The organism is Klebsiella sp. Ech2A, from assembly GCF_030078455.1.
Classification (GTDB): Bacteria; Pseudomonadota; Gammaproteobacteria; order Enterobacterales; family Enterobacteriaceae; genus Klebsiella; species Klebsiella terrigena.
The window spans coordinates 1-18,934 of sequence record NZ_JAQGFU010000046.1 but is presented as its reverse complement, the minus strand read 5'-3'; the positions used below and the strand labels follow the sequence as shown (position 1 = coordinate 18,934).

Below are 18,934 nucleotides of genomic sequence, written 5' to 3'. Positions count from 1 at the left end.
CGCAATAATCCTTATTTTTGTACAACGATATTTTCTTGTGATGGATCGACGTGTTGCATCTGCAACTTCTCGGTCGCGATCCGCTCAACCCGACTGTGATCGCCCAGGGCGTTCTCTTCGAGGATCAGGTTGCGCCATTCAATATCCAGCGCGTCACGTTCCAGAACTAACTGCTCGCGCTGGGCGGTTAACAAACGGGTATGGTGCGCCGTCGTTACCACCGTAATCGCCGTAATGATGATGCAAATGAACAGACAGAGTGGCAGCTTCCCAAACCGCAGAAGGTCGTCTCCGATCACGCCAGGCAAGGCATGGCGCTCGTTGCTTCCTATCGACCCTTTAACCTTGCTTAGGGCTTCTGTCACTCTGCCGATCATGCGTTCGTCCTCTCTGCAATGCGCAGAACTGAACTACGGGCACGAGGATTTTCAGCTACCTCTTCTTCGCCCGGCATCAACTTGCCTAATGCTCGCAGCTCACGGCCGCCCAGTTTACGCAGCTGCTCTTCGGTCATCGGTAGCCCTGCCGGAACCTGCGGACCGCGGCTTTGCTCGCGCATAAAGCGCTTCACAATACGGTCTTCCAGCGAGTGGAAGCTGATGATCGAAAGCCGCCCGCCCGGGGCCAGCACGCTGAGCGAGCTTTTTAGCGCCTGCTCTATCTCCTCCAGTTCACTGTTCACCCAAATGCGCACCGCCTGGAAGGTACGGGTCGCGGGATGTTTGAACTTATCCTTCACCGGTGTTGCCGCCGTCACCACTTCCGCCAGCTCTTTGGTGCGGGTCATCGGCTCTATACGGTTGCGCTCGACGATGGCGCGCGCGATGCGCTTACCGAAGCGCTCTTCGCCAAAGGTCTTAATCACCCAGGCGATATCGGCCTCTTCGGCCGTCTGCAGCCATTCGGCGGCCGACTGTCCGCGCGTCGGATCCATGCGCATATCCAGCGGGCCGTCGCGCATAAACGAGAAGCCGCGCTCCGCGTCATCCAGCTGCGGCGACGAGACGCCAAGATCGAGAAGAATCCCGTCGATCTTGCCCGTCAGTTTGCGCTCACTAACATAATCTGCAAGCGCAGAAAAAGGTCCGTGTACGATGGAAAAACGGGGGTCATCAATGGTCTTCGCCACGGCGATTGCCTGCGGATCGCGATCGATTGCCAGCAGACGACCTTCCGCTCCCAGCTGGGAGAGGATCAGGCGCGAGTGACCACCGCGACCAAAAGTGCCATCAATGTAGATACCATCCGGGCGAATATTCAGGCCGTTAACGGCTTCATCCAGAAGTACCGAAGTATGTTTAAAATTTTCCATCATTTTATAAAGACAAATCCTGCAGTCGCTCCGGCAGTTCCCCGGTAGCGGACTGCTCAGCGTCGATATCTTCCTTGACCCGTTGATACCAGGTCGTTTCATCCCACAGCTCAAACTTATTGAACTGCCCGACCAGCATCACTTCTTTTGTCAGCCCGGCATGCTGCCGTAGCACCGGAGCGATCAATAGCCGCCCGGCATTATCCATCTGACATTCGCTGGCATGTCCCAGAAGCAGACGCTGTACGCGCCGCTCAGCGGGATTCATGCTCGACAAACGCGACAATTTTTGCTCGATGATTTCCCATTCAGGCAAGGGGTAAAGCAGCAGGCACGGGTGATGAATGTCAATGGTGCAAACCAATTGACCGGAAGCGCTCTCAATCAGCCCGTCGCGGTAACGCGTCGGTACGGCCAGACGGCCTTTGCTGTCGAGATTGACTAACGTTGCCCCACGGAACATGCCAGCCTCACCCCTTTTCGCCACTTTAACCCACAAATTCCCACCAGAAGGAGTTTACGGAGCGGAGGAAAAGCTTGTCAAGCCAGCACGAATACCAACGAAGCTTAAAAACCCATTATTTGCCGCCGATATTAGGCCTGATGATAAAATCACCAACAAACGAGGCAAATTAACGTCATGAATACGTGTAAGAAAACAACCAACAAATTCGTAACAGTTAAAAGCAACAAAATATCTTCGGCGGGAAAATATAAAGTGTCAGTTTGCGACGCGAGCGGCATTTTAGGCGATTCTGATGCCCGTTAACAGTGCCTGATGTCTGCGGAGAGGCTCTCTTGTCGCGGGGTAGAGAAGATTGGGGGTATTGTCTGCGATAAAATGAGTGTTAATTCAGCGATTAACTTAGTGAATGTAACAAAATAATACAAATATCGGCCGGGAGATCTTTTCTTATACCCATCAGGTGCAAGAAAGCCCCTACTCCAGAATAAAACAAAATAATGCGTAAAGAAGTTTAGGGATTTGTCTGAAAGATATTCAGTTTTGCATTTTTAAGGCAATTTGTATGGATTATCGCCAGACGTGCATCCGTCTGGCGAGCGGCGGCAGAATTATCCCGGCAGCCCGCTGCCGGAAATATTCAACGACGGTTCAGGCTCCCGCGGCGATACAAATTGCGGCGAATCCGGCTTAGGCCAGGCTTTGGCTTGCGCGGTTCGTCGAGGCTGGCGAGGACGATCTCCAGCACGCGCTCGGCAACGTCACGATGGCGCTGAGCCACCGCCAGCACCGGACACTGGAGGAAATCCAGCAGTTCGTTATCGCCGAAGGTCGCAATCGCCAGCTCGGAGGGCAGCTTGCCTTCCCGACGCAGCGTCACGTCCATCACGCCCTGCAGCAGCGGGAAGGAGGTGGTAAACAGCGCCTGCGGCATCGGATGGGTTTCCAGCCACTTCTCGAACAGCTGACCCGCCGCTTCGCGCTCGTAGCTGTTAGCGTAGAGATACTGCACCTCACGCGGATCGTCCTGCCACGCGGTCCGGAAGCCCTGCTCGCGCAGGAAACTCACCGACAGCTCCGGCAGAGCGCCAAGATACAGCACGCTGTCGCCGGGGAACTTACGCAGCTCGGCGCCGAGCATTTCCGCATCGTCGCGGTCGGCGCCGACAACGCTGGTGAAGTGTTCGCGATCGAGCGCGCGATCGAGCGCGACTATCGGGAACGGATCGTTAGCCCAGCGCTGATAGAACGGGTGCTCGGGCGGTAATGAGGTCGACACGATAATCGCATCGACCTGGCGCTGCAGCAGGTGCTCAATGCAGCGCATCTCGTTATCGGGCTGATCTTCCGAACAGGCGATCAGCAGCTGATAGCCGCGCTGGCGCGCCTGCCGCTCGAGGTAGTTAGCAATGCGGGTATAGCTGGTGTTTTCCAGATCAGGAATGACCAGACCAATAGATCGCGTGCGTCCTGCACGCAGGCCGGCAGCGACCGCATTCGGATGATAGTTGTGTTCACGAACCACAGCCATCACCTTTTCGACCGTTTTATCGCTCACGCGGTACTGCTTCGCTTTACCGTTAATCACATAGCTAGCGGTGGTTCGCGAGACACCGGCCAGCCGGGCGATTTCATCCAGTTTCACAATTGCCCCTTGGGTAATTTAGTACAGAACATAACCTTTCTTCAGGTATGGATTCATTTTCATAACATCTAAACGCAGAACAGTTAGCACAGCAACCGGTTTTGTCTCCAGTTCCTACCGATTTCGCAAAAAAATAGCCCGACAGTTTGTGCCGGGCTATTTTTAGCTCATTTTCAGCGACTCAGCGCATTATTTTGTCGCCGCGCGACAGGCCAACGACGCCCGAGCGAGCAACTTCAACGATTCTCGCAACGTCACGCAGCGAGGCGATGAATGCATCCAGCTTATCGCTGGTGCCAACCAGCTGAACGGTGTAGATAGAAGGGGTGACGTCAATAATCTGCCCGCGGAAGATCTCGGTGTTGCGCTTGACCTCCTCGCGGCCAAAACCGCTGGCCTGCACCTTCACCAGCATGATCTCGCGCTCAACGTGCGAGTTTTGTCCGAGCTCGCTGACGCGCAGCACGTCCACCAGCTTATGCAGCTGCTTTTCGATCTGCTCGATCGCTTTCTCATCGCCCACGGTCTGAATCGTCATCCGCGAGAGCGTCGGGTCATCGGTGGGTGCCACCGTCAGGCTTTCAATGTTATACCCACGCTGCGCAAAGAGACCAATAACGCGCGATAAGGCGCCCGATTCGTTTTCCAGTAATACCGATAATATCCGGCGCATAATCAGGTTCTCTCCGTTTTGCTCAACCACATCTCGTCCATCCCGCCGCCGCGGATATGCATCGGATACACGTGCTCGCTGCCGTCAACCGTTACGTCGACGAAGACCAGACGATTATTACGCACCTGCTCCAGCGCTTCGGTCAGCTTCGACTCCAGCTCCTGCGGCTCGTTAATGCGAATCCCTACGTGACCATACGCTTCTGCGAGGCGGACAAAGTCCGGGAGCGACTCCATATACGACTGCGAGTGGCGGCCGGAATAGATCATGTCCTGCCACTGTTTCACCATCCCGAGATAGCGGTTATTCAGGTTCAGCACCAGAACCGGCAGTTCGTACTGCAGCGCGGTGGAAAGCTCCTGGATATTCATCTGAATACTGCCGTCGCCGGTGACGCAAATAACGGTCTCATCCGGCAGCGCCATCTTCACGCCGAGCGCCGCGGGCAGGCCGAAGCCCATCGTGCCCAGGCCGCCGGAGTTGATCCAATGTCTCGGCTTATCAAAGGGATAATAGAGCGCGGCAAACATCTGATGCTGGCCGACGTCGGAGGTGACGTAGGCATCCCCGTTGGTCAGACGCCAGATGGTCTCGATCACCGCCTGCGGTTTGATCTTGCCGCTTTGCGTATCGTATTTCAGGCAGTGACGGGCTCGCCACTGCTCGATCTGCTGCCACCAGTCGCGAAGCTCATCCAGCGGCTGCAGCGCCTCTTCCTGCTCCAGCAGCTCCAGCATCTGCTCCAGCACCAGGCGGGCATCGCCAACGATCGGCACGTCTGCCGGCACCGTTTTCGAAATTGACGTCGGATCGATGTCGATATGCAGCACCGTGGCATTCGGGCAGTATTTTGCCAGATTGTTGGTCGTGCGATCGTCAAAGCGGACGCCAACGGCGAAAATCACGTCGGAGTGATGCATCGTCATGTTGGCTTCATAGGTGCCGTGCATGCCCAGCATGCCCAGCGCCTGCTGGTGCGAGGCCGGGAAAGCGCCCAGCCCCATCAGCGACGACGCGACCGGCAGATTCAGTTTTTCCACCAGGCTATACAGCTGCGCTTCGCATTGAGCGTTAATCGCCCCGCCGCCAACGTATACCACCGGGTGTTTGGCCGCGATCAGCGTTTGCAGAGCGCGTTTAATTTGTCCTTTATGCCCGCTGGTTGTCGGGTTATAGGAGCGCATGCTGACCGCATCCGGCCAGACGTACGGCAGCTTGTTCGCCGGGTTGAGGATATCTTTCGGCAGATCGACGACAACCGGGCCGGGACGGCCGCTGGCCGCCAGCCAGAAGGCTTTCTTCAGGACGCCGGGGATATCTTCGGTTTGCTTAACCAGGAAGCTGTGCTTCACCACCGGTCGGGAAATACCGACCATGTCGCACTCCTGGAAAGCGTCGTAACCAATCAGGGAGGTCGCCACCTGTCCGGAGAGGATCACCAGAGGGATAGAGTCCATGTAAGCCGTGGCGATGCCGGTAATGGCGTTCGTGGCCCCGGGCCCGGAGGTCACCAGCACGACCCCGACTTCGCCCGTTGCGCGGGCGAGACCGTCCGCCATATGCACCGCGGCCTGCTCATGGCGGACCAAAATATGATCGATACCGCCGAGGGTATGTAACGCATCATAGATATCGAGGACCGCCCCCCCTGGATAACCGAATACTTGCTTGACGCCCTGATCGACAAGCGACTGGACGACCATCTCGGCTCCTGACAACATCTCCATGGTTTGCCTCCCGGCTTATTGTTTTTAACGACAGCGGAACTCAATTTCCGCGCGCTCGCACAATGCGCAGAGTTTCGTCTTCGCATTGAGGTGAATAGACTGCGTGCCTTTACCATAACTGGTCGCTAACGGGCAGGCAATTCGCCACCGCGGGTACATGAGAGGTATTAAAAGAATAAAAAAAAGGATTTAATAAAAAATCAGGTGGAAAACTTCACCGACAGGAATTGACGCAAATCATTACTCGGACAAATTGCCGTGCCGCAGGAAATCATCCATTTTTCATCTGAATCTGACGCCAGCCGCCGCAGCTAAACAGAATAAAATTCTGACTTATTGCTTACTAATAGATAAAACCATCCGAAAAGCGCCGCGGCGTTAGCCCCGGTCAGCGGCAGGCCCAAATATTCCCTGCAGCCCGCTCACAAAGCAGGAGCCGCGGCTCCCGTTTGTGGTGATGTACGCACATATTAGCGCCGGCAGATACTGACCAGCAGTTCTTCCATCCACTGGTGGCCTTTATCGCGACCCGCGGCTTCGTGCCATGAGAGATAGCAGGTCCGGCTATTAACCTGCAGCGCCAGCGTGACCAGCTGCAGGTTAAGCTTATCCGCGAATTCAGCCGCCAGCCAACGCGGCGCAATAGCCACCATTTGCGTTTGCGAAACCACGTTTAATACGCTGACCATCGCATTGCCCTGATAGGCAATTCGCGCCTGTTTATCGAGCGTGTCATACCAGGGCAGGCTGAATGAAGCATAGCGATCCAGGGCCACAACCGCGTGCTCTTCCCGATAAATGTCCTCTTCCGCCAGCAATCCGCTAATACGCGGATGCTGACGACTGGCGACTAATACCATCTCGTCGTTAAACAGCGGCACGCAGGCAAATTCAGGGCGGCGAAACTCTTCATAGCCCACCACGAATTCAATTTCCTGATAACGTAATTGATGGTCGGTATTTTGATTCAGCGCCGATTTAAAAATCAAATGAATATTTGGCGCGGCTTCGCTAACTTTATTGAGGATTGTGGCGGTCAAATAGTTATCCAGCGGGCTGCACACGCATAAATTAAACACCCGCTCGCTGCTTATTGGCTCAAAGCCGGAGCCCGGCAGCTCGTTCTGCACCAGCTGCAGAGCCTGGCGCACCGAGCCAAACAGCTGGAACGCGCGCGCCGTTGGCTGAATCCCGCGGCCGTAGCGAACGAACAGCTCGTCATTAAACATCACCTTCAGACGCGATACGGCGTTGCTGACCGCCGGCTGCGACATCCCCAGAGAATGCGCCGCGCGAGTGATATTCTGCTCCTGCATTACCGCATCAAAGACGGTGAGCAGATTGAGATCGACCATGCGTAGCTGAGGTTTCGTCACCTCCGCCGCAGGGGCTGCTTGATATTCAATACTTTCAATTATCATATCTAATTTCACCATCAGGCTAAATTCCCTTTGCACAAGTACAGTAATTAATGCTGAAAATATCATTTAGCACGCATATGAAATTTGCAAAAGGGTAAAAATGAATTTTAGGAATATATCAAAGTTATGATTTCGGCAAAAATAAGCAGAATTAGAAAATGGCCGTTTCATTTTAACTATATCGATTACTTGATGGCGCTAAGTTTACTCATAAGTTATAAGGATAAACAACGGCAGGAATAGTTAACTTAAATTGAAGCAGTATTAAAGTATCGATTGAGCACGCTATTAAAATTAACATATCGTTATCATAGATAATTAGCCGGAACTCATTTAAATATATTCATATGGCAAATATCCTCACTCTTTTCATTAAGATGTCGGCCGTCGCCGCCCCGCCAGCATGAGGCCTTGAATGAATAGGAAATTGTGCGAATGTTTTAAATGGCCTCGCCCCTGCCGCGGCGCCAAAAACGATTGTCGGCAAAAAAGCGCGATCTTCAGCACAATTAGCTAATTCAGTGGCAAGGTAAAAAGGCGTTTTTCCCCCTCAGGGGTTGACATCAAAAGGCGTATCCAGTAACTCTAAAAGCATATCGATTTCATCTGGAGCATGACGCAATGATTCGCAGCACTCGTTTCACCAGCCTACTACTACTAAACGCATCCAATTTGCGCGGTAGGCTGCTGGGCGACGTTAAGCGTTAGTCATCTTCCAGTAAGACTATAAAACCCGCGCCATTGCGCGGGTTTTTTTATGCTCGTCAGCAAGGCGCCCAGGACACCGATTAAGGATTTAACCATGAGCCAGCAAGTCATTATTTTCGATACGACCTTACGTGACGGTGAACAAGCGTTACAGGCCAGCCTGAGCGTTAAAGAGAAGCTGCAGATTGCCCTGGCCCTTGAGCGTATGGGCGTAGACGTGATGGAAGTCGGCTTCCCTGTCTCATCTCCGGGCGACTTTGAATCCGTACAGACCATCGCGCGCACCATCAAAAACAGCCGCGTCTGCGCCCTGGCGCGCTGCGTAGAGAAAGATATCGATGTCGCGGCCGAATCCTTAAAAATCGCCGAAGCGTTCCGTATTCATACGTTTATCGCCACCTCGCCGATGCACATCGCCACCAAGCTGCGCAGCACCCTTGATGAGGTGATTGAGCGTTCGATCTATATGATTAAACGCGCCCGTAACTATACCGACGACGTTGAGTTCTCCTGCGAAGATGCCGGCCGTACGCCGATTGCTGACCTGGCGCGCGTCGTTGAAGCCGCCATCCGCGCCGGCGCGACCACCATTAACATCCCGGATACCGTCGGCTATACCATGCCGTTCGAATTCTCCAACATCATTACCGGCCTGTACGAGCGCGTGCCGAATATCGACAAAGCGATCATTTCAGTTCACACCCATGACGATTTGGGCTTAGCCGTCGGCAACGCCATTGCCGCCGTCCACGCCGGCGCGCGCCAGGTCGAAGGCGCCATGAACGGCATCGGCGAACGTGCGGGCAACTGCTCGCTGGAAGAAGTGATCATGGCCATCAAGGTGCGTAAAGACATTATGGACGTGCGCACCCGCATCAATCACAGCGAAATCTGGCGCACCAGCCAGACCGTCAGCCAGATTTGCAACATGCCGATCCCGGCGAACAAAGCCATCGTCGGCACCGGCGCTTTCGCCCACTCTTCCGGTATTCACCAGGACGGCGTGCTGAAGAACCGCGAAAACTACGAAATCATGACCCCGGAATCCATCGGCCTGAATCAGGTGCAGCTGAACCTGACCTCCCGCTCCGGCCGCGCGGCGGTGAAACACCGCATGGAAGAGATGGGCTACAAGGAAAGCGACTACAACATGGACCACCTGTATGACGCCTTCCTGAAGCTGGCGGACAAAAAAGGTCAGGTCTTCGACTACGACCTGGAAGCCCTGGCCTTTATTAACAAGCAGCAGGAAGAGCCTGAGCATTTCCGCCTGGACTACTTCAGCGTGCAGTCCGGCTCCAACGCCATCGCCACCGCCTCCGTCAAGCTGGCCTGCGGCGATGAAGTGAAGTCCGAAGCGGCTAACGGCAACGGCCCGGTCGATGCCGTCTATCAGGCCATCAACCGCGTTACGGCGTATGACATCGAGCTGGTTAAGTATGGTTTAAGCGCCAAGGGCCACGGTAAAGATGCGCTGGGCCAGGTGGATATCGTCGTTAACTACAACGGCCGCCGCTTCCACGGCGTCGGGCTGGCGACGGATATCGTGGAGTCCTCGGCGAAGGCGATGGTTCACGTCCTGAACAACATCTGGCGCGCCGCTGAAGTCGAAAAAGAGTTGCAACGCAAAGCTCAGAATAACGAGAACAAGAAGGAAACCGTGTAATGTCGAAGAATTATCATATTGCTGTTTTGCCAGGTGATGGCATTGGCCCGGAAGTCATGAACCAGGCGATGAAAGTACTGGAAGCCGTCCGTAACCGTTTTGATATGCGCATTACCACCAGCCAGTATGACGTTGGCGGCATCGCCATCGACCGTCAGGGCACCCCGCTGCCGCAGGCAACCGTAGACGGCTGCGAGCAGGCAGACGCCATTCTGTTCGGCTCGGTCGGGGGCCCAAAATGGGAGCACCTGCCGCCCGCAGAGCAGCCGGAGCGCGGTGCGCTGCTGCCGCTGCGTAAACATTTCAAGCTGTTCAGCAACCTGCGTCCGGCGAAGCTGTATCAGGGGCTGGAAGAGTTTTGCCCGCTGCGCGCGGATATCGCCGCCAACGGCTTCGATATCCTGTGCGTCCGTGAACTGACCGGCGGCATCTACTTCGGCCAGCCGAAGGGTCGTGAAGGCAGCGGCCATCACGAGAAAGCGTTTGATACCGAGGTTTACCACCGCTTTGAGATCGAGCGCATTGCGCACATCGCGTTTGAATCGGCCCGCAAGCGCCGGAGCAAAGTGACCTCTATCGATAAAGCCAACGTGCTCCAGTCCTCCATTCTGTGGCGGGAAATCGTCGGCGAAATCGCCAAAGAGTACCCGGACGTTGAGCTGGCGCATATGTACATCGACAACGCCACCATGCAGCTGATTAAAGACCCGTCCCAGTTCGACGTGCTGCTGTGCTCCAACCTGTTCGGCGACATTCTGTCCGACGAATGCGCGATGATCACCGGCTCAATGGGCATGCTGCCCTCCGCCAGCCTCAACGAACAGGGCTTTGGCCTGTACGAGCCGGCAGGCGGCTCGGCGCCTGATATCGCCGGCAAGAACATCGCTAACCCGATCGCCCAAATCCTGTCGCTGGCGCTGCTGCTGCGCTACAGCCTCGACACGGACGCAGCGGCAACGGCTATCGAAAGCGCGATCAACCGCGCATTAGAAGAAGGCATCCGTACCGGCGATTTAGCGCGCGGCGCGGCGGCTGTCAGTACCGATGAAATGGGCGACATCATTGCCCGCTATGTCGCTGAAGGGGTGTAATCATGGCGAAGACGTTGTATGAAAAATTGTTTGATGCTCACGTGGTTTATGAAGCGCAAAACGAAACCCCGCTGCTGTACATTGACCGTCATCTGGTACACGAAGTCACCTCCCCGCAGGCGTTTGACGGCCTGCGCGCGCACAACCGCCAGGTGCGCCAGCCGGGGAAAACCTTCGCCACCATGGATCATAACGTTTCGACTCAGACCAAAGACATCAACGCGTCCGGCGAAATGGCGCGTATCCAGATGCAGGAGCTGATTAAGAACTGTAACGAATTCGGCGTTGAGCTGTATGACCTGAACCACCCGTATCAGGGTATCGTTCACGTAATGGGCCCCGAGCAGGGCGTAACCCTGCCGGGGATGACCATCGTCTGCGGCGACTCCCATACCGCGACCCACGGCGCGTTCGGCGCGCTGGCTTTCGGCATCGGGACCTCCGAAGTCGAGCACGTGCTGGCCACCCAGACCCTGAAGCAGGGCCGCGCCAAAACGATGAAGATTGAAGTTCAGGGCCAGGCGGCGCCAGGGATCACCGCGAAGGATATCGTGCTGGCGATCATCGGCAAAACCGGCAGCGCCGGCGGTACCGGCCACGTGGTCGAATTCTGCGGCGAAGCCATTCGCAACCTGAGCATGGAAGGCCGTATGACCCTGTGCAATATGGCCATCGAGATGGGCGCGAAGGCGGGCCTGGTGGCGCCGGACGCGACCACCTTTGATTACGTGAAGGGCCGTCTGCACGCGCCTAAAGGCCAGGACTTTAGCGATGCGGTCGCCTACTGGGAAACCCTGACCACCGACGCCGACGCCACCTTTGACACCGTCGTCACCTTACAGGCCGCAGAGATTGCGCCGCAGGTCACCTGGGGAACCAACCCGGGCCAGGTTATCTCCGTCACCGACATGATTCCCGACCCGGCCTCTTTCGCCGATCCGGTAGAGCGCGCAAGCGCGGAAAAAGCGCTGGCCTATATGGGCCTGAAGCCCGGCATCCCGCTGACCGACGTCGCAATTGATAAAGTCTTTATCGGTTCCTGTACCAACTCGCGTATTGAAGACTTACGCGCGGCGGCGGAAATTGCCAAAGGGCGTAAAGTCGCGCCGGGCGTGCAGGCGCTGGTTGTCCCAGGCTCCGGCCCGGTGAAGGCGCAGGCGGAAGCGGAAGGCCTGGATAAGATCTTTATCGAAGCCGGCTTTGAATGGCGTCTGCCGGGCTGCTCCATGTGCCTGGCGATGAACAACGACCGCCTGAACCCCGGCGAGCGCTGCGCATCCACCAGCAACCGTAACTTTGAAGGCCGCCAGGGCCGCGGCGGACGTACCCACTTAGTCAGCCCGGCCATGGCCGCAGCAGCGGCCGTCAGCGGCCATTTCGCCGACATTCGCGACATTAAATAAGGAGACCATCATGGCAGAGAAATTTACCCAACATACTGGCCTGGTGGTTCCGCTGGATGCCGCAAACGTCGATACCGATGCGATCATTCCCAAGCAGTTCCTGCAGAAAGTGACCCGCACCGGTTTTGGCGCGCATCTGTTCAACGACTGGCGCTTCCTCGATGACCAGGGGCAGCAGCCGAATCCGGAGTTCGTTCTCAACTTCCCGGAATACAAGGGCGCCTCGATTCTGCTGGCGCGGGAAAACTTCGGCTGCGGCTCATCGCGCGAACACGCTCCCTGGGCTTTGACCGACTACGGCTTTAAGGTGGTGATCGCGCCAAGCTTCGCCGACATCTTCTACGGCAACAGCTTCAACAACCAGCTGCTGCCGGTGACCCTGAGCGACGAGCAGGTCGACGAGATGTTTAAGCTGGTGCAGGCCAACCCGGGCATTACCTTCGAGGTGGATCTGGAAGCCGAAGTGGTGAAAGCGGGCGACAGGTCGTACAGCTTTAAAATCGACGCCTTCCGCCGCCACTGCATGCTGAACGGCCTCGATAGCATCGGCCTGACGCTGCAGCACGAAGAGGCGATCTCCGCCTACGAGAACAAGCAGCCGGCCTTTATGAACTAAAGCCGCCAGCGGCTCTCCTGCCCGGTCCATGACCGGGCATTTTTTTATGACTTCTGAGCTGAGAAGTCCTCAGGAAATTCGCACAGGCGCCGATATGACGACAACCGTAACGGTTAAGAACCTCACCTTCCAGGAAGGTACCACCCGAATCTGCGTCCCGCTGATGGGCCAAACCCTTGATGAGCTGAAGGCTCGCGCGCGGGCGCTGGTAGAAGTCGACGCCGATATTATCGAATGGCGCGCCGACGGCTTTGCCCAGGTCGCCAGCACCGAACAGGTACTGCTGGCGCTGGCTGAAGTTCGCCGGATCCTCGGCGATACGCCGCTGCTGTTCACCTTCCGCAGCCAAAAGGAGGGCGGCGAGGCGCAGCTCGACGAGGCGGAGTACTTTGCCCTTAACCGTCAGGTCGCGCTCAGCGGGCTGGTCGAGATGATTGATATCGAGCTCTTCAACGATGAGGCGCAGATCCGCGCCCTGATCGATGATGCCCACGCCGCCGGCGTGAAGGCGATCGTCAGCAATCATGATTTCCAGAAAACGCCGCCCGAAGAGGAGATTATTCGCCGCCTCTGCCGTATGCAGGAGCTGGGCGCCGACCTGCCGAAAATAGCGGTCATGCCGCAGTCTCCGCAGGATGTGCTGACGCTCCTCTCCGCCACGCTGGCGATGAAGGAGAAGCACGCTACCGGCCCGATCGTCACCATGTCGATGGGCAAAATGGGCGGCATCAGCCGGGTTACCGGGCGACTGTTTGGTTCAGCGATGACGTTCGGCAGCGCGGGCCAGGCCTCTGCGCCGGGGCAAATCGCCATCCGCCAGCTGCGGGAAACGATCGACATCCTCTCCTGAACTCGCCCGCCCGCGGCGATCCGCGGGCGGGTAACGGGCTAGATATCTTTCACTTTGCCGGTCAAAAACAGGGTCACCAGCGAAATCGCCGCGATCGCCCAGTAAACGCTGGCGTGGCCGTAGCTCTGCGACAGCGCCCCCTGCAGCACGCCGGCCAGGATCACGCCGGTGGAAATACTATTGGTAAACAGCGTGGTGGCCGCTCCCGCGCGTCCCGGCATCAGATCCTGAAACCACAGCATACCGATCCCGGCGACAATACCGATAAAAATCGCGTTAAACAGCTGCAGCGCCAGCAGCGCCGTACGGTCGTGGAACAGGATCAGCCCGGCGTAGAACAGCACCCCGGCGGCCACGGCGGCGACCATCATGCGACGCTTGCCCCAGCGTTTGACGTAGTAGCCCGCCAGAATCATCGCCGGGATCTCCAGCCCGGCCGCGGTGCCCATCAGGATCCCCGCCAGGCTATCCGGCAGGCCGAGATCGCTGCTGATCCACAGCGGCATATCGATGATGTACATGGTGTTGCAGGTCCACATCAGCGTCGAGGCGATAAACAGCATGCGCACGTTTTTATCCTGCCAGCCGCCGGCCTGGGCTATCGCCCCCGCCGCCTCCGAAGGCTGCTCCACCCGCGCCACCGACGGGAGCTTAAACGCAATCAGCGCCAGGCTAATCACAAAAATCCCGGCACCAATCGTGAACATGGTGGTAAAGCCGTAGTTCAGCGCCAGCATAAAGGCCAGCGGCGGGCCGATAACCCACGCCAGCGACAGCTGGGCGCGCATGACTGAACTGAACATCACCACTTCCCGCGCCGAGCTGTCGGCATACTCCCGCGCCAGGGCGAACAGCTGCGGCATCGCGGCGTTGGCGATGGATGCCAGCATCACGCCGCAGGTAATCAGGGTTAAGTAGTGGCGATTGAAGGCAAACAGCAGCGCGTTGCCCACGGCCATCAGGCAGCAGAACATAATCAGCCGGCGGCGGTCGCCCTGGCTGTCGGAGCGCTTCGCCAGCGCCAGGCTGACCGCGATCCCGGCAATGGCGTTAACGGTGTAAAACAGACCGACCCAGAAAGGCTGCGCGCCCACCTCACGGCTGAGAAACAGGCTGAGCGTCGGGGCCTGCAGCGCACCGGCAATCCCCATCATAAAAGCGACCAGCATAAAAGCCGCATAGACGCCGTTAAGCCGCCGTCCCATCGTCATTAACCACAGCATGTCATGTCCTTAGCACGCGAAGAAAACGAAAAAAGCCAGCAGAAGTCATCTGCTGGCGGGTGATTTTATACTCTATCTGCTTCAGGTTACAGGCCGGCGGCCGCTACAAGCAGGCCGCGCTAATGCCGGGTACGCGAAAGCGGACAGGTACGCACCAATACTCAGTCACACATGATATCGGCAAGTTAACGATCGGAGGTCGGCGACGTAACTCCCCACTGCATCAGCTCGCCGAGTATTTCCTGCTGTCGTCCTGCCATCAGGCGGGCTAGCCATGACGCATCCTGCGTCGCAGAAAAGTAGCGTTGGTAGAACTGTTTAGCGGTTGACCTCGTCATATTCATCTCCTCGCTTCATCGAAATCTATTATTGGCCTAATATGAGGATTAATAAATTGCTGAGTTTTCATCAGGAGTTCCCCTTTTATGTCTTCTGCCCGTCTGCAACAACAGTTCATCCGCCTGTGGCAATGCTGCGAAGGGAGGTCGCAGGAGACGACGCTCAACGAGCTGGCTGAGATGCTAAGCTGCTCGCGCCGCCATATGCGAACCCTGCTGAACATGATGGAAGAGCGCGGCTGGCTAACCTGGGAGGCGGAGGCGGGACGCGGTAAGCGCTCGAAGCTGGCTTTCCTCTACACCGGCCTGGCGCTACAGCAGCAGCGGGCGGAAGATCTGCTGGAGCAGGATCGCATCGATCAGCTGGTGCAGCTGGTCGGCGATAAGGCCGCCGTGCGCCAGATGCTGGTCTCCCACCTCGGGCGGAGCTTTCGCCAGGGGCGGCATATTCTGCGCGTGCTCTACTACCGGCCGATGAAAAATCTGCTCCCCGGCAGCGCGCTGCGCCGTTCGGAAAACCATATCGCCCGGCAAATCTTCAGCGCCCTGACGCGGGTAAATGAGGAAAACGGGGAACTGGAAGCCGATATTGCCCACCACTGGCAGCAGCTATCGGCCACCCACTGGCGCTTTTTTTTGCGTCCCGGCATCCACTTTCACCACGGGCGCGAGCTGGAAATGGAGGACGTTATCGCCTCCCTGCAGCGCAGCAACGCCCTGCCGCTGTACGCCCATATTGAGCGCATCGTCTCGCCAACCGCCTGGACGCTGGATATCCATCTGACGCAGCCGGATCGCTGGCTGCCGTGGCTGCTGGGCCAGGTTTCGGCGGTGATACTGCCGCGCGAATGGCAGTCGATGGAGAACTACTCCGCGATGCCGATCGGTACCGGCCCCTATGCCGTCGCGCGCAATAACCAAAACCAGCTTAAGATCCACGCCTTCGACGACTACTTCGGCTATCGGGCATTAATTGACGAGGTCAACGTCTGGGTGCTGCCGGAGATTGGCGAAGAGTCGAACGGCGGCTTAACCCTGCAGGGCACCACCCAGAGCGAGAAAGCCGTCGAAAGCCGCCTGGAAGAGGGCTGCTACTACCTGCTGTTTGATTCCCGCAGCCCGCTTGGCGCCAATGCCGCCGTCCGCCAGTGGCTGAGCTACCTGTTCCAGCCGGCGAACCTGCTCTACCACGCGGGCGAACATTACCAGGGCAACTGGTTCCCGGCCTACGGCCTGCTGCCGCGCTGGCACCACGCGCGCAGCCACGCCTGCGAGAAGCCCGCGGGGCTCGAGTCGGTGACGCTGACCTATTATCAGGACCACATTGAGCATCGCGCGATCGGCGGCATTATGGCGACGCTGTTAGCCGAGCATCAGGTCAGGCTGGAGATCCGCGAGCTGGAATACGCGGAGTGGCACCGCGGCGAGGTGGTCAGCGACATCTGGCTAAACAGCGCCAACTTTACCCTGCCGATCGACTTCTCCCTCTTCGCCTGGCTGTATGAAGTCCCGCTCATTCGTCACTGCATTCCGATTGACTGGGAAGAGGACGCCGGCCGCTGGCATGCGGGCGAGTTAAACCCTGCGACCTGGAGCCAGCAGCTGCTGGCCAACCAAACGATCGTCCCGCTGATCCACCACTGGCTGATGATCCAGGGCCAGCGCAGCATGCGCGGCGTGAGGATGAACACCCTCGGCTGGTTTGATTTTAAATCGGCGTGGTTTGCGCCGCCGGAACCCTAGCGCCGTCCCCGGCGGGCGCTTAAGCCCTTTCGGTCCGCTAACAAAATCATTACACTAGTCGCCGTTCTCAACGGGGTGCTAATAAACATACGCCGCTTCATTCAGGTTGCATCGAGACAGCCTGCAGGATGAAGCGTATGGGCTGAGAAAATACCCGTCGAACCTGATCCGGATAACGCCGGCGAAGGGATTTGAGGCTCACTCAAAATCCTTTGCCACCCCTTTTTTGTGAGGTGCAAAGTGTTGAAAAAATTACTCCCGCTGCTGGTGCTGGTCGCCGCTCCCGCGTTGGCAAAACCCGTTCTCACCGTCTATACCTACGACTCCTTTTCCGCGGACTGGGGTCCGGGTCCGGCCGTCAAAAAGGCCTTTGAAGCCGACTGCGGCTGCGAGCTGAAGTTCGTGGCGCTGGAGGACGGCGTTTCGCTGCTGAATCGCCTGCGCATGGAAGGCAAAAACAGCAAAGCCGACGTGGTGCTCGGGCTGGACAACAACCTGCTGGAAGCGGCGGCGCAAAGCAAGCTGTTCGCCAAAAGCAACGTGCCGACCGACGCGCTCAGGGTACCCGGCGGCTGGAACAACGATACCTTCGTCCCCTTTGATTACGGCTATTTCGCCTTCGTCTACGATAAAAATAAGCTCAAAAATCCGCCCAAAAGCCTGAAGGAGCTGGTTGAGAGCGACCAAAAATGGCGGGTGATCTACGAAGATCCGCGCACCAGCACGCCGGGGCTCGGCCTGCTGCTGTGGATGCAGAAAGTGTACGGCGACAAATCCCCGCAGGCGTGGGAGAAGCTGGCGGCGAAAACCGTCACCGTCACCAAAGGCTGGAGCGAGGCCTACGGCCTGTTCCTGAAGGGGGAAAGCGATCTGGTGCTGAGCTATACCACCTCTCCGGCCTATCACATCATCGAAGAGAAAAAAGATAACTACGCGGCGGCCGGCTTCAGCGAAGGCCACTACCTGCAGGTCGAAGTGGCGGCCCGCACCGCGGCCAGCAAGCAGCCGGAGCTGGCGGAGAAGTTCCTTAAGTTTATGGTCTCTCCGGGGTTCCAGAATGCGATTCCGGCGGGCAACTGGATGTACCCCGTCACCCAGGTGACGCTCCCTGCCGGCTTTGACACGCTGATCAAACCGCAGACCACCCTGGAGTTCACTCCGCAGCAGGTCGCTGGCGAACGGCAGAACTGGATTAACGCATGGCAACGCGCCGTCAGCCGCTAAGCATCGGCTGGCTGCTGCCGGGCCTGACGGCCGCCACCGTGCTGGTCGCGGTGGCGCTGGCCGCTTTTCTGGCGCTCTGGAGCAGCGCGCCGGAGGCGGCCTGGATGACTATCGTCGGCGACAGCTATCTCTGGCACGTCGTGCGCTTCTCCTTCTGGCAGGCGTTTCTTTCGGCGCTGCTCTCGGTGCTGCCGGCCATTTTTCTTGCCCGCGCCCTTTACCGGCGCCGCTTTCCCGGCCGCACGCTGCTGCTGCGCCTGTGCGCGATGACGCTGATCCTGCCGGTGCTGGTGGCGGTATTTGGCATCCTGAGCGTTTACGGGCGCCAGGGCTGGCTGGCGGCGGCATTTAACGCGCTGGGATGGCGGTGGGATTTCTCACCCTACGGGCTGCAGGGGATCCTGCTGGCGCACGTCTTCTTCAATATGCCGATGGCGACCCGCCTGCTGCTGCAGGCGCTGGAGAATATCCCCGGCGAACAGCGGCAAATTGCGGCCCAGCTTGGCATGCGCGGCTTTCACTTTTTCCGCTTCGTCGAGTGGCCGTGGCTGCGGCGGCAAATTCCTCCGGTGGCGGCGCTGATCTTTATGCTCTGCTTCGCCAGCTTCGCGACCGTCCTCTCTCTTGGCGGCGGCCCGCGGGCCACCACCATCGAGCTGGCAATCTATCAGGCGCTGAGCTTTGATTACGATCCGGCCCGCGCGGCGATGCTGGCGCTGATCCAGATGAGCTGCTGCCTCGGGCTGGTGCTGCTCAGCCAGCGCCTGAGCAAGGCCGTGGCGATCGGCGTAACCCACGTTCGCGGCTGGCGCGACCCCGCCGCCCGCCCGC

The 18,934-nt window shown here is 57.8% G+C and carries 18 protein-coding genes and 1 riboswitch; of the genes, 9 read left to right on the top strand and 9 right to left on the bottom strand.

The window, feature by feature from the left end; genetic code table 11:
• Nucleotides 1–11: 11 nt before the first annotated feature.
• From ftsL to leuO, 7 genes are all read right to left on the bottom strand, one after another.
• A complete protein-coding gene (ftsL, locus tag PFH44_RS11305; protein WP_002888550.1) occupies nt 12–377 on the bottom strand; it encodes a cell division protein FtsL in 366 nt (121 codons plus the stop codon).
• A complete protein-coding gene (rsmH, locus tag PFH44_RS11300) occupies nt 374–1,315 on the bottom strand; it encodes a 16S rRNA (cytosine(1402)-N(4))-methyltransferase RsmH (RefSeq protein ID WP_045859917.1) in 942 nt (313 codons plus the stop codon). The genes ftsL and rsmH overlap by 4 nt, the downstream gene beginning before the upstream one ends.
• A 1-nt stretch (nt 1,316) precedes the next feature.
• Nucleotides 1,317–1,775, bottom strand: coding sequence for a division/cell wall cluster transcriptional repressor MraZ (gene mraZ, locus PFH44_RS11295; protein ID WP_041144041.1), 459 nt, complete (start codon nt 1,773–1,775; stop codon nt 1,317–1,319).
• 640 nt (nt 1,776–2,415) lie between these two features.
• On the bottom strand, nt 2,416–3,420 hold the full coding sequence (gene cra / locus PFH44_RS11290; RefSeq protein WP_041144040.1) for a catabolite repressor/activator: 1,005 nt from the start codon (nt 3,418–3,420) through the stop codon (nt 2,416–2,418).
• A gap of 181 nt (nt 3,421–3,601) precedes the next feature.
• A complete protein-coding gene (ilvN, locus tag PFH44_RS11285; RefSeq protein WP_041144039.1) occupies nt 3,602–4,093 on the bottom strand; it encodes an acetolactate synthase small subunit in 492 nt (163 codons plus the stop codon).
• Nucleotides 4,094–4,095: 2 nt separating this feature from the next.
• Nucleotides 4,096–5,820 (bottom strand): acetolactate synthase 3 large subunit, encoded by a 1,725-nt coding sequence (gene ilvI, locus PFH44_RS11280; protein ID WP_045859919.1) that lies wholly within the window; start codon nt 5,818–5,820, stop codon nt 4,096–4,098.
• 470 nt (nt 5,821–6,290) lie between these two features.
• On the bottom strand, nt 6,291–7,259 hold the full coding sequence (gene leuO, locus PFH44_RS11275; RefSeq protein WP_152644043.1) for a transcriptional regulator LeuO: 969 nt from the start codon (nt 7,257–7,259) through the stop codon (nt 6,291–6,293).
• 603 nt (nt 7,260–7,862) lie between these two features.
• On the opposite strand from leuO, the gene leuL reads away from it, so the two are divergent.
• From leuL to aroD, 6 genes are all read left to right on the top strand, one after another.
• Nucleotides 7,863–7,949: a leu operon leader peptide gene (gene leuL / locus PFH44_RS11270; protein WP_115193567.1), complete on the top strand. Its 87-nt coding sequence runs from the start codon at nt 7,863–7,865 to the stop codon at nt 7,947–7,949.
• Nucleotides 7,950–8,043: 94 nt separating this feature from the next.
• The gene (leuA, locus tag PFH44_RS11265) at nt 8,044–9,615 is read left to right on the top strand and encodes a 2-isopropylmalate synthase (RefSeq protein ID WP_283825040.1); all 1,572 of its coding nucleotides are present in this window, start codon (nt 8,044–8,046) and stop codon (nt 9,613–9,615) included.
• Entirely contained in the window at nt 9,615–10,706 is a 1,092-nt protein-coding gene (gene leuB, locus PFH44_RS11260; RefSeq protein WP_283825039.1) for a 3-isopropylmalate dehydrogenase, read from the top strand. Before leuA ends, leuB begins: the two co-directional genes overlap by 1 nt.
• A gap of 2 nt (nt 10,707–10,708) precedes the next feature.
• Nucleotides 10,709–12,109, top strand: a complete 1,401-nt coding sequence (gene leuC / locus PFH44_RS11255; protein ID WP_045859923.1) for a 3-isopropylmalate dehydratase large subunit — start codon at nt 10,709–10,711, stop codon at nt 12,107–12,109.
• Between the two features lie 10 nt (nt 12,110–12,119).
• On the top strand, nt 12,120–12,725 hold the full coding sequence (gene leuD, locus PFH44_RS11250) for a 3-isopropylmalate dehydratase small subunit (protein WP_045859925.1): 606 nt from the start codon (nt 12,120–12,122) through the stop codon (nt 12,723–12,725).
• A 94-nt stretch (nt 12,726–12,819) separates the two neighbouring features.
• The gene (gene aroD / locus PFH44_RS11245; RefSeq protein ID WP_283825038.1) at nt 12,820–13,575 is read left to right on the top strand and encodes a type I 3-dehydroquinate dehydratase; all 756 of its coding nucleotides are present in this window, start codon (nt 12,820–12,822) and stop codon (nt 13,573–13,575) included.
• Nucleotides 13,576–13,613: 38 nt separating this feature from the next.
• Here aroD and PFH44_RS11240 read toward each other — a convergent pair whose 3' ends face one another.
• Nucleotides 13,614–14,798 (bottom strand): sugar efflux transporter, encoded by a 1,185-nt coding sequence (locus PFH44_RS11240; RefSeq protein WP_283825037.1) that lies wholly within the window; start codon nt 14,796–14,798, stop codon nt 13,614–13,616.
• Nucleotides 14,799–14,983: 185 nt separating this feature from the next.
• Complete coding sequence (gene sgrT / locus PFH44_RS11235) at nt 14,984–15,136, bottom strand: glucose uptake inhibitor SgrT (RefSeq protein WP_072051895.1); 153 nt, start codon at nt 15,134–15,136, stop codon at nt 14,984–14,986.
• 87 nt (nt 15,137–15,223) lie between these two features.
• Between sgrT and sgrR the strand changes: the two genes are divergently transcribed.
• From sgrR to thiP, 3 genes are all read left to right on the top strand, one after another.
• A complete protein-coding gene (gene sgrR / locus PFH44_RS11230) occupies nt 15,224–16,879 on the top strand; it encodes an HTH-type transcriptional regulator SgrR (protein ID WP_045859931.1) in 1,656 nt (551 codons plus the stop codon).
• A 61-nt stretch (nt 16,880–16,940) separates the two neighbouring features.
• Nucleotides 16,941–17,087, top strand: a riboswitch (TPP riboswitch).
• Nucleotides 17,088–17,119: 32 nt separating this feature from the next.
• Nucleotides 17,120–18,103: a thiamine ABC transporter substrate binding subunit gene (thiB, locus tag PFH44_RS11225; RefSeq protein ID WP_041144030.1), complete on the top strand. Its 984-nt coding sequence runs from the start codon at nt 17,120–17,122 to the stop codon at nt 18,101–18,103.
• The coding region (gene thiP, locus PFH44_RS11220; RefSeq protein WP_283825036.1) for a thiamine/thiamine pyrophosphate ABC transporter permease at nt 18,079–18,934 on the top strand (856 nt) is incomplete at its 3' end. The genes thiB and thiP, both read left to right, overlap by 25 nt.